The organism is Rhizobacter sp. (genome assembly GCA_019635355.1).
Taxonomy (GTDB): domain Bacteria; phylum Pseudomonadota; class Gammaproteobacteria; order Burkholderiales; family Burkholderiaceae_C; genus Rhizobacter.
Genome location: JAHBZQ010000001.1, coordinates 1,460,058 through 1,473,923, shown reverse-complemented (window position 1 = coordinate 1,473,923; position 13,866 = coordinate 1,460,058). Strand labels below are relative to the sequence as shown.

The following is a 13,866-nucleotide window of genomic DNA, read 5'->3' as shown; positions in this document are numbered from 1 at the left end:
GGCGTGAACTGCCCGCGCCGGTGCGCGAAATGCGACGGCGACAGCGGCAGCGACGGCGATCAGCGGTCGATCTTGTGCTTGATGAGCCCGATCGCTTCGCCCAAGTCGATCACGGCCATGGCGTAGTAGCTCGACCAGTTGTAGCGCGTGACGGCGTAGAAGTTGGCCGTGCCCGCCACGTAGCTCGGCGGCGCGTCGCCGTTGAAGAGCTCCACCAGCGCGAGCAGGCCGGTGAACTCGCGGCCCGCGGCCGGCAGCCCGGCGCCTTTCTCGGCGAACTGCTGGGCAGTGAACGTGGGCTTGATGTCGGGTTCGAGCAGCGTGGCGCGCTGGGCTGGGTCGGCCGGCGGGGCCACGTCGAAGCGGGTTGGCATGCCGCGCTGCCAGCCGAATTCGGCGAGGTAGTGCGCGATGCTGCCGATGACGTCGGCGGGGCTGCCGTGCAGGTCGACATGCCCGTTGCCGTCGAAGTCGATGGCGTACTTGTTCCAGCTGCTGGGCATGAACTGGCCCATGCCCATCGCGCCGGCATAGCTGCCTTTCAAGTCGCGCGGGTCGACCTTCTCGGCCTGCGCCAGCACGAAGAGCTGCTCCAGCTCGTCGCGGAAGAAGGCGCTGCGGTCCTTGCGGCCGGTGGGGAAGTCGAACGACAGCGTGGCCAGCGCGTCGAGTACGCGGAAGTTGCCCATGTGCCGGCCGTAGAGCGTCTCGACCCCGACCACCCCCACGATGACCTCAGGCGGCACGCCATACATCTCTTCGGCACGCTGCAACCATTTTTCGTTTTCGCGCCAGAAGGCGAGGCCGGCGCGGATGCGCAGCGGCTCGACGAAGCGGGCCCGGTAGGCCGCCCAGTTCTTCGCCGTGGCGGTGGGCGGCGGCATGATGAACTTGGCGACGTTGGGCACATAGCGCGCCTCGGCCAGCATCGCCTTCACCCACGCCACGTCGAGGCCACGCTTGTCGGCGAGCGCTGCGGCGAAGCCCATCACGTCGTCACGCTGGCCGTAGGTGACGAGGTCGGCCTCGGCGTCTGACTTGACCTGCATGCGGGGCTTCTTCGCCTCGGCATCGGGCGCCCAGGTGCTGCCGATCAAGAGGGCGGCGAGGGCAGAAAAGGTGCAGCGCAGGAAGGTCGAGCCGGGCGTGAGCAACATGCCGCGGATTATCGCGGTGCGTGTTGTGCGCTCCGTCGCAGCGCGCGCACTTCTCCCCGCAGCGCACGCAGCCATTGCGCCGACGGACGCGGGAGCGGTGTATGGCCGTAGCGCTGCCGTTCGAGCATCAGCAGGCGGCTGGCCACCGCAGCCCCGAGTGGGCCGTAGCGCTCGTTCACCTGGGCTGCGAGGGCACGCGGTGGGTCGTGCGGCTGGGCTGGCAGGCCGAGCGCCTGCAGGCTGCGGCGCATCTGCTGGGCCTGGCGCGCCCACGGGTCCTGGCGGTGGCGATCCCACCAGGCCCAACCCGCCCCGAGCAGCGCGAGGCCGCTCAGGATGCCGATGAGCAGCAGGGCCACGTCCTGCCAGCTCGGCGAGTCGAAGCCGATGTTCTTCAGCAGGTCGAGCTGCTGGCCGCGCGAGTAGTTGAGCACCCACTGGTTCCAGCGGTTGTTGAGCATCTCCCAGCTCTTGCGCAGCTGCGCCATCAGCTCGGGGCTCACGTTGCCGATGGCGCCGGCCACGAGGCCGGGGGCCGGCACGAGGTTGCGGCTGCGCACGATGCGGTCGGGGGCGACGGCAGCCGTGGGGTCGGCGCGCACCCAGCCCTGGCCTTCGACCCAGTACTCGGCCCAGGCGTGGGCGTGGCTCTGGCGCACGATGTAGAAGCCGTCGACCGGCGCCGCATCGGCGCCCTGGAAGCCGGTGACGACACGCGCCGGCACGTCGAGCGCGCGCATCACCACCACGAAGGCGGCAGCGAAGTGTTCGCAGAAGCCCTCCTTGCGGTCGAGCCAGAACTCGTCGAGCGCGGCCCGCTCGTTGGTCTCGCCGTAGACGCCCGGCGCCAGCGTGTAGGTGAAGCCGGCGGTTGCGATGTGCTGCATCACCGCACGCGCGAGCGCAGGCGCATCGGCGTTCGCCATGCGTGGGTGGTCGCCGAGCTCGCGGGCCCAGGCGAGGGTGCGCGGGTTGTAGCCGGGCGGGAGCTGCACGTTCTCGCGCAGGCTGTGTTTGCGCTGGGTGGGGCCGTGTTCGAAGCGGGTGTGCGCCGTCGCCTTGAAGCGCACGCGGCTTTGCACCAGGCGGTCGGTGCCCCAGCTCAGGTTGTCGCGGCGGTTGCTGTTCAGGCCGTCGATGGGCTCCATCGTGGTGGTGGCTTCGAGCGTGGGCAGCAGGAAAAGGCGTGTGGGTTCGGCCGTCAGCTCGTATTCGATGGGGGCGCCCTTCGGGCGCAGGGGCTCGCGTGCCGGCCCGCTCGCGCCGAAGCCCGCCGTCCAGGTGCGGCCGTCGAAATTGCTGAGCACGGGCCCGCGGAAGTAGAGGGTCTCGGGGGCGGGGGCCGTGCCGACGAAGCGCACGCGCAGCGCGATGGAGTCGTCGAGCGCGATCTCGGCCACGCTGCCCATGCGCATCGTGTTCGACAGGCCCGTCTTCACGAGCCCGTCTTGTGGCACGCCCCACAGCGGCCCCATGCGCGGGAAGAGCAGGAAGAGCAGCACCATCACCGGCGCGCCGAGCGCGGCGGTGCGCAGCGCCAGGCGGCTGGCGTGCCGCAGGCTCGGCTGCCCCACCGGCATGTGCGCCAGCACCAGTGCCGTCAGCAGGCCCCACACCGACGCGAGCATTGCCACCGCCACCAGCAGCGATTGCGAGAAGAGGAAGTGCGTGAGCACGATGAAGAAGCCGAGGAAGAACACCACGAAGGCGTCTCGCCGTGCCCGCAGCTCCAGCGTCTTGAGCGCCATCAGCACCACGGCCAGTGTGACGCCCGGCTCCTTGCCGAAGATCGAGCGGAACGACCACAGCGTGAGGCCGGCCGCCAGCGCGAGCACGGCGACCAGCACCCAGCGGCTGGGCAGCGGGGCGTTGGTGAGGGCGAGGCGGGTGCGCCACAGCAGCACCACGGCCGTCAGCACGGAGCACCACAGCGGCAGGTGGCTCACGTGCGGTAGCACCGTCCACGCGATCACGCCCAGCAGGAAGAGTGTGTCGCGCGCCTCGCGCGGCAGGTGGCGCCAGCGTGCACCCAGGCCGAGGCGAGGAGAGGTCGTCACGTCCACAGCGCGAGGGCTTCCAGGCATTGCTTGCGCTGTGCTTCGCCTTGCGCAGGGGCGATCTCGACGCCGGGCAGCCGCAGGCCGTGGTCGGCGCCGGCCCGGTTGGCGGCGAGCACCCAGGTGGCGAGCCGCGACAGGCGGTCTTCGGGGGCGAGGCCGGTGCAGTGCGCCCAGTCGAGCCACAGCTGCTGCTGCACCGACGCGCTGGTGTCGCGGGTCACGAGCTCGCCGGTGGTTTCGAGCGTGCGTGCCGCTTTCTTCCACATCACCATCTTCAGCGGGTCGCCGCGGCGGTAGCTGCGCACGCCTTCGACCTCGCCGCCATCGCTGCTGCGCCGTGCGGCCGGGCCACCGGGCACCGCGTGCGCAGGGGGCAGCGGCGCGGCGGGTTGTTCGAGCTTCGGGTAGACCAGCACCTGCGCCGCCGGCCGCCAGACCGACCACGCGCGAAAGAGCCCCAGCGGGAAGCGTGTCTCGATCTGGATCGTGGGCACCGCATGGCGACCGCGCTGCGGCGGCACGAAACTCACCTGCGCGCTCGACTGGCCGCCTTCGGGCACGTCGGTCCACGCCACCGCCTTGCCAGGCGAAGACTCCAACCCGAGCCCGATGCCAAAGCGCGCGCGGCCGGCGCTGGTGAGCGTCACGTCCAGCAGCGCGGGGGTGCCGGCGAAGACGGCGGCCGGCGGGCGCAGGTGCAGCGTCAAGCCGCGCAGCGTGTTGTGCGTGATGTGCATCGACACCGCACCGCTGCCCGCCAGCAGGAAGGTCAGCACGTAGCCCAGGCTCAGCTGGTAGTTGATCGACGCCAGCAGCAGCACGATGAGCGTCACGCCGAACATCAGGCCGGCGCGCGTGGGCAGGATGTAGATGTTGCGCTGGGTCAGCAGCAGCGTGTCGGTGCGCGGCAGGCGGGCCTGCCACCAGGCGCGGAAGCGCTTGCGCACCGCCGCGGCGGGGTTGAGCCAGGGGGGCAGTCGAGACAACGACCCGGCAGACATGGCGGAACGCTCAGGCCAGCGGCACCGCCTCGATCATCGCTCGCACCTGCTCGCGCGCGCCGCGGCCGGCGCCGGCCACCGGCACCAGGCGGTGCGCGACGGTCTGCACGAGGATGGCTTGCACGTCATCAGGGGCGACGTAGTCGCGCTGGTCGAGCAGGGCGTGCGCCTTCGCGGCGCGCAGGATGGCGATGCCGGCGCGTGGGCTCAGCCCGTCGACGAACCAGGCGCCGCTGCGGGTGGCGGCGATCAGCGCCTGCAGGTAGTCGAGCAGCGCATCGCTCGCGTGCACTTTCAGCACCTCTTGCTGCGCGGCCATCAGCTCCTCGGGCGTCATCACGGCCTTGAGCTCGGCGATCGCCTCGCGGCGGTCGACGCCGGCGAGCAGCGCGCGTTCGCTCGCCTTGTCGGGGTAGCCGAGCGTGAGGCACATCAGGAAGCGGTCGAGCTGCGACTCGGGCAGCGGGTAGGTGCCGAGCTGGTCGGTCGGGTTTTGCGTGGCGATCACGAAGAAGGGGCGGGGCAGGGCGCGCGTTTCGCCTTCCACCGTCACCTGGTGTTCTTCCATTGCTTCGAGCAGCGCGCTCTGCGTCTTGGGGCCGGCGCGGTTGATCTCGTCGGCCAGCAGCACCTGCGCGAACACCGGGCCCGGGTGGAAGACGAAGGCTTCCTTGCTGCGCTCGTAGACGCTCACGCCGATGAGGTCGGCCGGCATCAGGTCGGCGGTGAACTGGGTGCGCGAAAAGCGCAGGCCGAGCGACACGGCCAGGGCGTGCGCCAGGGTCGTCTTGCCGACGCCGGGCACGTCTTCGATCAGGAGGTGGCCACCCGCCAGCAGGCAGGCCAGGCAGTCGCGCACCTGGGGGCGCTTGCCGACGATGATCGTGCTAATCTGGTCTGTCAGTTGGGTGAGTCGTGTCGCCAGGCTCGTGTTCATGCGGCGCACGATACCCGAAACGATCACGCTGCGAGACATGTCCACCGCCCTCTACACCCACGCCGATTGCCACGCCCACGACATGGGCCACGGCCACCCCGAGTGCCCGCAGCGGCTCGATGCGATCCATGACCACCTGATTGCCTGTGGACTCGACGTGGCACTGGAGCACCGCGATGCGCCCCTGGTCGACCTGCGCGACGTGGAGCTGGCGCACAGCGCGCACTATGTGTCGGAGCTGAAAGACCGGCTGGAGCAGCTGGCCCTGACCGGCGAGTCGCGGGCCTTCGACCCCGACACCGCCGCCAATGCCGGCACCTGGGCCGCGACCCAGCGCGCCGCCGGTGCGGCCGTGGCCGCCACTGATGCGGTGATCGACGGCGAGATCGACAACGCCTTCTGCGCCATCCGCCCGCCCGGCCACCACGCCACGCGTGACGAGACCATGGGTTTCTGCTTCTTCAACAACGTGGCCATCGCTGCCCGCCATGCGCTCGACGTGCGCGGCCTGAAGCGCGTGGCCATCGTCGACTTCGACGTGCACCACGGCAATGGCACCGAAGACATCGTGGCCGGCGACGACCGCATCCTGATGGTGAGCTTTTTCCAGCATCCGCTGTACCCCTACAGCGGCGGCGTGCCCAAGGGCGAGAACATGATCAACCTGCCCATCCCGCCCTACACGCGCGGCATGGAGATCCGCGAAATGATCGAGGCGATGTGGATGCCCCGGCTCGAAGCCTTCAAGCCGCAGATGGTCTTCATCTCGGCCGGCTTCGATGCGCACCGCGAAGACGATCTCGGCCAGCTCGGGTTGGTGGAGGCCGACTACGAGTGGATCACCCGCCGCGTGAAAGACGTGGCCGACCGCCATGCGCAGGGCCGCATCGTCTCGTGCCTCGAAGGCGGTTATGCGCTGAGTGCGCTGTCACGCAGCGTGGCGACGCACCTGCGGGTGCTGGCCGACCTGTAGGCAAGGCGACCGTTCGGGCTGAGCCTGTCGAAGCCCTTCTCATTGCCATCGGGCTTCGACAAGCTCAGCCCGAACGGTGCCCTCACAACAAGAACGATGAACGCCACCTACGATCTGCACGAGTTCCAGGACCTGCTGCGCAACCTCGCGACCCAGAGCGCGCTCACCGAGGCGGCGGTGCTGCTCGGCTGCCTCGGGGTGTCGTGGCTGCTGTGTGCGGCGTTGCGGCGCGTGCTGCACATCCAGGGCGCGGTGCTGTTCGGGCGCAGCGTGGTCGATGGGGTGCTGTTCCCGGTCTTCGCGCTGGTGCTGGCGCTGATCGCCAAGCAACTGCTGGTGGGTGTGGTGAAGGTGGCGGTGTTCAAGCTGGCCATTCCGATCCTCATCTCGCTGGTGCTCATCCGCCTCACGGTGCGCGTGTTGTCGGCGGCCTTCCCCAACAACCACTGGGTGCGCGTGATCGAGCGCACGGTCTCGTGGATTGCCTGGATCGCTGTCGTGCTGTGGGTTACTGGCGTGATGCCGGCGGTGCTGGAGCAGCTCGATGGTGTGCGCTGGAAGATCGGCGGCGCGCAGATCTCGCTGCGCAACCTGATCGAAGGCACGCTCACCGCGGGCGTGGTGATGGTGCTGGCGCTGTGGATCTCGGCCGCGGTCGAGCGCAAGATCATCCGCGGCACGGGCGACGACCTGTCCATGCGCAAGATGGCGGCCAACATCGTGCGCGCGGTGCTCCTTTTCGTCGGCCTCTTGTTCGCGATGTCGGCGGTGGGCATCGATCTCACCGCGCTGAGTGTGCTGGGCGGTGCGGTGGGTGTGGGCCTGGGCTTCGGCCTGCAGAAGATCGCGGCCAACTACGTGAGCGGGTTCGTGATCCTGGCCGAACGCTCGCTGCGCATCGGCGACATGGTGAAGGTCGACAACTTCGAGGGCCGCATCACCGATATCCGCACCCGCTACACCGTGATCCGCGCGCTCAACGGCCGCGAGGCCATCGTGCCGAACGAGATGCTGATCACGCAGCGTGTGGAGAACTCGTCGCTGGCCGACCCGCGGCTGTCGATTTCGAGCACCGTGCAGGTGGCCTACGGCACCGACGTGCGCGCCTTGCAGCCCAAGCTCGCGAGCGCCATCGCGGCGGTGCCGCGCGTGCTGGCCGACCCGGCGCCTTCGGTGCAGCTCTCGGCGTTTGCGGCCGATGGCATGGACCTGACGCTGCAGTTCTGGATCCGCGACCCCGAGAACGGGCAGGGCGCGGTGAAGTCGGAGGTCAACTTCGCCGTGCTGGCGGTGCTGGACGCGGAGGGGGTGGAGATCCCGTTCCCGCAGCGCGTGGTGCACACACGCGCGATCCCAGCGGAAGCCACCAACAAAAACGCCGGCGAGTAGCCGGCGTTTTTTTGATCAGGCCACGGCGACCGGGATCTTCCCGATCTTGGCCTGCCACTCCTTCGGCCCGGTGATGTGGGCCGAGGTGCCGCCGGCGTCGACCGCCACGGTGACCGGCATGTCCTTCACGTCGAACTCGTAGATGGCTTCCATGCCGAGGTCGGCAAAACCCACCACCTTGGCGGCCTTGATCGCCTTGGCCACGAGGTAGGCCGCGCCGCCCACCGCCATCAGGTAGGCGCTCTTGTGGTTCTTGATCGACTCGATGGCCACGGGGCCCCGCTCGGCCTTGCCGACCATCGCGATCAGGCCGGTCTTCGCCAGCATCATCTCGGTGAAGCCGTCCATCCGCGTCGCCGTCGTCGGGCCGGCCGGGCCGACCACTTCGTCACGCACCGGGTCGACCGGGCCCACGTAATAGATCACGCGGTTCGTGAAGTCCACCGGCAGCTTCTCGCCCTTGGCCAGCATGTCCTGGATGCGCTTGTGCGCGGCATCGCGGCCGGTGAGCATCTTGCCGTTGAGCAGCAGCGTGTCGCCGGGCTTCCAGCTCGCCACTTCGGCGGGCGTGAGCGTGTTGAGGTCGACACGCTTGCTCTTGTTGTAGTCAGGCGCCCAGTTCACGTCGGGCCAGAGGTCGAGGCTCGGCGCTTCGAGGTAGGCGGGGCCCGAGCCGTCGAGCACGAAGTGCGCGTGGCGCGTGGCGGCGCAGTTGGGGATCATCGCGACGGGCTTGCTCGCGGCGTGCGTCGGGTAGGTCTTGATCTTCACGTCGAGCACGGTGGTGAGGCCGCCCAGGCCCTGCGCGCCGATGCCGAGCGCGTTGACCTTCTCGTAGAGCTCGATGCGCAGCTCTTCGAGCTTGTTGCTCGGGCCGCGGTCGAGCAGCTCGTACATGTCGATGTCTTCCATCAACACTTCCTTGGCGAGCATCACGGCCTTCTCGGCGGTGCCGCCGACGCCGATGCCCAGCATGCCCGGCGGGCACCAGCCGGCGCCCATGGTCGGCACCGTCTTGAGCACCCAGTCGACCAGGCTGTCGTTGGGGTTCATCATCACCATCTTCGACTTGTTTTCGCTGCCGCCACCCTTGGCGGCCACGATCACGTCGACGGTGTTGCCGGGCACCACTTCCATGTGGATCACGGCGGGCGTGTTGTCTTTCGTGTTCTTGCGGGCGAAGAGCGGATCGTCGAGCACCGACGCGCGCAGCACGTTGTCGGGGTTCAGGTAGCCCTTGCGCACGCCGTCGTTCACCGCGTCGGCGATCGAGCCCTTGAAGCCTTCCCAGCGCACGTCCATGCCGATCTTCAGGAACACGTTGACGATGCCGGTGTCCTGGCAGATCGGGCGGCGGCCTTCGGCGCACATCTTCGAGTTGGTGAGGATCTGCGCAATGGCATCCTTGGCCGCGGGGCTCTGCTCGCGTTCGTATGCGCGTGCAAGGTGCTGGATATAGTCGGCCGGATGGTAGTAGCTGATGTACTGCAGGGCTGCAGCGACGCTCTCGACGAGGTCTGCGTGGCGGATGGTGGTCATGGGGAGGCTCGCGTGGCGGGAGGCGCAGATTTTATCGAAGGGGAACTGCGGTGATCACGGATGCGCTGAAGCGATTCTTCGCGGCTGAGTCGGCAAGCGGCATCGTGCTGGCCGTGGCCACCGTAGCGGCACTGCTGCTGAGCAACTCGCCCTGGGGCATCGACTACGAAGCCTTCCGCCAGCTCCCCGGCGAGGTGCGCATCGGCAACGACGCGCTGGTGCTCTCCAAGCCGCTGATCCTGTGGGTCAACGACCTGTGGATGGCGGTGTTCTTCCTGCTCGTCGGCCTGGAGATCAAGCGCGAGCTGGTGGTGGGCGAGCTCTCGACCTTCCGGCAGGCGCTGCTGCCGCTGGGGGCGGCGCTCGGCGGCATGGCTCTGCCGGCCGGTATCTACGCGGCGATCAACTGGCATGACCCGGTGGCGCTACGCGGCTGGGCCATCCCGGCGGCCACCGACATCGCCTTCGCGCTCGGCATCCTGCTGCTGCTGGGCTCGCGTGTGCCGGCCTCGCTGAAGGTCTTCCTCACGGCCGTGGCCATCATCGACGACCTGGGCGCGATCATCGTGATCGCCTTTTTCTACACCGCCAACCTGTCGTGGGTCATGTTGGCCTCGGCCGGTGTGGGTATCGCCGTGCTGTTCGCGCTCAACCGTTCGGGTGTGAAAAGCGTGCTGCCGTACCTGGCGGTCGGCGCCTTGATCTGGCTGTGCGTGCTCAAGTCGGGCGTGCATGCCACGCTGGCCGGGGTGGTGACGGCGTTTGCGATCCCCTTGCGCACGGACGACGAGACCCACTCCCCGCTCGAGTCGCTGGAGCATGCGCTGCACCCGTGGGTGGCGTTCGCCGTGCTCCCGATGTTCGCGTTTGCCAATGCCGGCGTGGTGCTGCAGGGCTTGTCGCTCGACACGCTGACGCAAAGCGTGCCGCTCGGCATTGCCGCCGGCCTGGTGCTGGGCAAGGCGATCGGCGTGTTCGGCGCGTCGTGGCTGCTCGCCGTCACCGGAGCGGCCGAGCTGCCCGATGGGGCCAACCGCTGGCAGTTCTTCGGCGTGTGCGTGCTCTGCGGCGTGGGCTTCACCATGAGCCTCTTCATCGGCGGGCTCGCCTTCGAAGGGCAGGGCCCCGCCTACGAGACGCAGGTCAAGCTGGGCGTGCTCGGCGGCTCACTGGTCGCCGGCGTGCTGGGCACCTACATCCTGATGCGCGCCGAGCGGCGTGGCCCGGCACGGCGCCGGCAGCAGCACCTGCGCGAGTCGAGCTTCCACCCGTCGAAGCTTCAGTGATCGCGGCCCGCGGGCGCTGAGAGGATGCGGTCGGTCCACGCGATCGCCAGCGCCGAGAACAGGAAGGCCACGTGGATGACCGTCTGCGCGATCAGCACCCGGTCGCTCAAGGCCCCGGCGTTGATGAAGGTCTTGAGCAGGTGGATCGACGAGATGCCGATGATGGCCGTGGCGAGTTTCACCTTCAGCACCGACGCGTTCACATGGCTCAGCCACTCGGGCTGGTCAGGGTGGCCTTCGAGGTCCATGCGCGAGACGAAGGTCTCGTAGCCACCCACGATCACCATGATCAGCAGGTTGGAGATCATCACCACGTCGATCAGGCCCAGCACCACCAGCATGATCGTGGTCTCGGTGAGCTTGCCGCCCGCGGCGGCATCACCGGTGATGCCCACCGAGGTGTAGATGGCCTGCAGCGCCGTCTTGTCGCCGATGGCGGCTTCGATCAGGTGCACGAGCTCGACCCAGAAGTGGAAGACGTAGACGCCCTGCGCGAGGATGAGGCCTAGGTACAGCGGCAGCTGCAGCCAGCGGCTGGCGAAGATCAGCTGCGGCAGGGTGCGCAGGCGGCGGGAGACTTGAGCTTGGGCGGGCTTCTGGGCGGCCATGGTGCTTGTTCTGGAGCGATTCAGGGATTGTCCGGTTGCCGGCGATTCTAGTTGTCACACCATGACAGGACGCCCGTGCGGCACGGGCCTTGCCCTGTCGAGTAAGCCCTTCGTAAGAGCGCCCCCCTATGGTGCTGCCTGCACACCATTCCAGGCCAGGAGACCGCCATGACCGACACCACCAAGCTTTATCCGCCACCCGCCGCCCTCGCCGAGAAGGCACACGTGTCGGGCATGGCCGCCTACGACAAGCTGTGCGCCGAGGCCGCATCCGACTACGAGGGCTACTGGTCGCGGCTGGCGCGTGAGTTCGTGAGCTGGAAGAAGCCGTTCACGCAGGCGCTCAACAGCAGCGAGGCGCCGTTCTTCAAGTGGTTCGAAGACGGCACGCTGAACGTCTCGTACAACTGCCTCGACAAGCAGGTCGAAGCGGGCCTTGGCGACAAGGTTGCGATCATCTTCGAGGCCGACGACGGCAAGGTCACGCGCGTGACCTACCGCGAGCTGCTCGCCAAGACCTGCCGCATGGCCAACGTGCTGAAGGCCGAGGGCGTTCAGCGCGGCGACCGGGTCGTCATCTACATGCCGATGTCGGTGGAGGGCGTGGTGGCCATGCAGGCCTGCGCCCGCATCGGCGCCACGCACTCGGTGGTGTTCGGCGGCTTCTCGGCGCAGAGCCTGCGCGACCGCATCGAAGACGCCGGCGCGGTGATGGTGATCACCGCCGACGAGCAGCAGCGAGGCGGCAAGTCGCTGCCGCTCAAGGCCATCGTCGATGAGGCCTTGGGCCTCGGCGGCTGCGACAGCATCAAGAGCGTGATCGTCTACCAGCGCACCGCCGGCAAGATCAACTGGACGGCGCGCGACAAGTGGATGCACGAGCTCACCGCCACGCAGGCCGAGACCTGCGAGCCCGAGTGGGTGGGGGCCGAGCACCCGCTCTTCCTGCTCTACACCTCGGGCTCGACCGGCAAGCCCAAAGGTGTGCAGCACAGCACCGGCGGCTACCTGCTGCACGCGGCGCTCACGACCAAGTGGACCTTCGACCTGAAGCCCGACGACGTCTTCTGGTGCACCGCCGACATCGGCTGGGTCACCGGCCACACCTACATCGCCTATGGGCCGCTCGCGCTCGGCGGCACCGAGATCGTGTTCGAGGGTGTGCCCACCTTCCCCGACGCCGGCCGCTTCTGGAAGATGATCCAGGACCACAAGGTCTCGATCTTCTACACCGCGCCCACCGCCATCCGCTCGCTCATCAAGGCAGCCGAGTCGAACGAGGCTGTGCATCCGAAGAAGTACAACCTGTCGAGCCTGCGCATCCTCGGCTCGGTGGGCGAGCCCATCAACCCGGCGGCGTGGGAGTGGTACCACCAGCACGTGGGCGGCGGCCACTGCCCCATCGTCGACACCTTCTGGCAGACCGAGACCGGCGGCCATGTGATCACGCCGCTGCCGGGCGCCACGCCGCTGGTGCCGGGCTCCTGCACGCTGCCCTTCCCGGGCATCCAGGCCGCAGTGGTCGATGAAACCGGCAAGGACGTGCCCAACGGCCAGGGCGGCATCCTCGTGATCAAGAAGCCGTGGCCGTCGATGATCCGCACCATCTGGGGCGATGCCGCGCGATTCAAGAAGAGCTACTACCCCGAAGACTTCAAGGGCCAGTACTACTTGGCCGGCGACGGTGCGATCCGCGACGAGAAGACCGGCTACTTCACCATCACCGGCCGCATCGACGACGTGCTCAACGTCTCGGGCCACCGCATGGGGACGATGGAGATCGAGTCTGCCCTCGTCTCTTGCACCGAGCTCGTGGCCGAAGCCGCGGTGGTGGGCCGCCCCGACGACACGACGGGCGAGGCCATCTGCGCCTTCGTGGTGCTCAAGCGCCCGCGCCCGACCGGCGACGAAGCCAAGGCGATCGCCAAGCAGCTGCGCGACTGGGTGGGCAAGGAGATCGGCCCGATCGCCAAGCCGAAGGACATCCGCTTCGGCGACAACCTGCCCAAGACGCGCAGCGGCAAGATCATGCGGCGCCTGCTGCGCTCGGTGGCCAAGGGCGAGGCGGTGACGCAGGACACGTCGACGCTCGAGAACCCGGCGATCCTCGAGCAGTTGGGCCAGGCCTACTGAGCGATCAGTTCCGCCGCGAGGCGAGCAGGTCGATGGCCTGCTCGCCTTCCAGTGGCACGATGCGGCGGGCGGTGAGGGCGAAGTCGGGCTGCCCGCCGCGCTCCACGCACAGCGCCACCGGATGCTCCGGCGTGGCCCAGAGGTGGCGCAGCGCCCAGCGCTCGGCCGGGTCCTGCAGCTCGGGCAGCGTCGCGAGTGACACCGAGCCGGGCTCGCGCAAGTCGAACGCGAACTTGTGCAGCGGGATCGACAGCCCCATGCCACGTGCCTTGATGTAGCTCTCTTTCAGCGTCCACAGCTCGAAGAAGCGGGTGGTGTGGTGCTCGGCCGGCAGGGCCCACAGGTGCTCGCATTCGCTGGGCGCGAAGAAGCGGTCGGCGACGTCGAGCAGCGCGCCACGGGTGATGTTTTCGGTGTCGACGCCCACGGCGCGCTGGCGCGTGACCGCCAGCACGACGAGATCGCTGGTGTGCGTGAGGTTGAACGACAGGCTCTGCGCCTCGGGCTCCGGGTTCAGGATCACCGGCTGCCCGTAGGAGGTGGCATCGAAGCGCCAGTCTTGCGGCGCGATCGGCGCATAGCGCGAGAGCACGCTGCGCACGAGCGCGCGTGTCACGCGGTAACGGGCGCGGTCTTGCTCGAAGTAGAAGCGGTCGCCGCGGGCGCGCTCCTCGGGCGTCATCAGCGCGCGGTAACGCTCGTGCAGCAGCTCGCGGCCCGCATCGGCGCAAAAGGCCAGCCAGAGGTGCACGTCGGATCGATCGAGCGCGAGGGTCATCGTGC

At 68.6% G+C, this 13,866-nt stretch carries 11 protein-coding genes; 4 read left to right on the top strand and 7 right to left on the bottom strand.

Annotated features, from left to right (window positions below; all coding sequences use genetic code 11):
• Positions 1–59 precede the first annotated feature (59 nt).
• The 4 genes from mltB to KF892_06565 are packed head-to-tail and all read right to left on the bottom strand — an operon-like array spanning position 60 to position 5,155.
• Complete coding sequence (mltB, locus tag KF892_06580) at positions 60–1,157, bottom strand: lytic murein transglycosylase B (GenBank protein ID MBX3624660.1); 1,098 nt, start codon at positions 1,155–1,157, stop codon at positions 60–62.
• An 8-nt stretch (positions 1,158–1,165) separates the two neighbouring features.
• Positions 1,166–3,241 (bottom strand): DUF3488 domain-containing transglutaminase family protein, encoded by a 2,076-nt coding sequence (locus tag KF892_06575; GenBank protein MBX3624659.1) that lies wholly within the window; start codon positions 3,239–3,241, stop codon positions 1,166–1,168.
• The gene (locus KF892_06570) at positions 3,211–4,218 is read right to left on the bottom strand and encodes a DUF58 domain-containing protein (protein ID MBX3624658.1); all 1,008 of its coding nucleotides are present in this window, start codon (positions 4,216–4,218) and stop codon (positions 3,211–3,213) included. Before KF892_06570 ends, KF892_06575 begins: the two co-directional genes overlap by 31 nt.
• Before the next feature lie 10 nt (positions 4,219–4,228).
• Complete coding sequence (locus tag KF892_06565; protein ID MBX3624657.1) at positions 4,229–5,155, bottom strand: MoxR family ATPase; 927 nt, start codon at positions 5,153–5,155, stop codon at positions 4,229–4,231.
• Positions 5,156–5,192: 37 nt separating this feature from the next.
• Here KF892_06565 and KF892_06560 point away from each other — a divergent pair, with 37 nt between their 5' ends.
• Together KF892_06560 and KF892_06555 are read left to right on the top strand one after the other, a co-directional pair.
• A complete protein-coding gene (locus KF892_06560; protein ID MBX3624656.1) occupies positions 5,193–6,128 on the top strand; it encodes a histone deacetylase family protein in 936 nt (311 codons plus the stop codon).
• 96 nt (positions 6,129–6,224) lie between these two features.
• The gene (locus KF892_06555) at positions 6,225–7,517 is read left to right on the top strand and encodes a mechanosensitive ion channel (GenBank protein ID MBX3624655.1); all 1,293 of its coding nucleotides are present in this window, start codon (positions 6,225–6,227) and stop codon (positions 7,515–7,517) included.
• A gap of 15 nt (positions 7,518–7,532) precedes the next feature.
• Here KF892_06555 and KF892_06550 read toward each other — a convergent pair whose 3' ends face one another.
• On the bottom strand, positions 7,533–9,056 hold the full coding sequence (locus KF892_06550; protein ID MBX3624654.1) for a fumarate hydratase: 1,524 nt from the start codon (positions 9,054–9,056) through the stop codon (positions 7,533–7,535).
• Positions 9,057–9,106: 50 nt separating this feature from the next.
• Here KF892_06550 and nhaA point away from each other — a divergent pair, with 50 nt between their 5' ends.
• The gene (nhaA, locus tag KF892_06545; protein ID MBX3624653.1) at positions 9,107–10,342 is read left to right on the top strand and encodes a Na+/H+ antiporter NhaA; all 1,236 of its coding nucleotides are present in this window, start codon (positions 9,107–9,109) and stop codon (positions 10,340–10,342) included.
• Here the strand turns inward: nhaA and KF892_06540 are convergent.
• The gene (locus KF892_06540) at positions 10,336–10,950 is read right to left on the bottom strand and encodes a YqhA family protein (protein MBX3624652.1); all 615 of its coding nucleotides are present in this window, start codon (positions 10,948–10,950) and stop codon (positions 10,336–10,338) included. The two genes, nhaA and KF892_06540, sit on opposite strands and share 7 nt — an antisense overlap.
• 168 nt (positions 10,951–11,118) lie before the next feature.
• Between KF892_06540 and acs the strand changes: the two genes are divergently transcribed.
• Positions 11,119–13,083, top strand: a complete 1,965-nt coding sequence (acs, locus tag KF892_06535; GenBank protein ID MBX3624651.1) for an acetate--CoA ligase — start codon at positions 11,119–11,121, stop codon at positions 13,081–13,083.
• A gap of 4 nt (positions 13,084–13,087) precedes the next feature.
• Here the strand turns inward: acs and KF892_06530 are convergent, their stop codons facing one another.
• Positions 13,088–13,861: a 4'-phosphopantetheinyl transferase superfamily protein gene (locus KF892_06530; GenBank protein MBX3624650.1), complete on the bottom strand. Its 774-nt coding sequence runs from the start codon at positions 13,859–13,861 to the stop codon at positions 13,088–13,090.
• Positions 13,862–13,866: the final 5 nt, after the last annotated feature.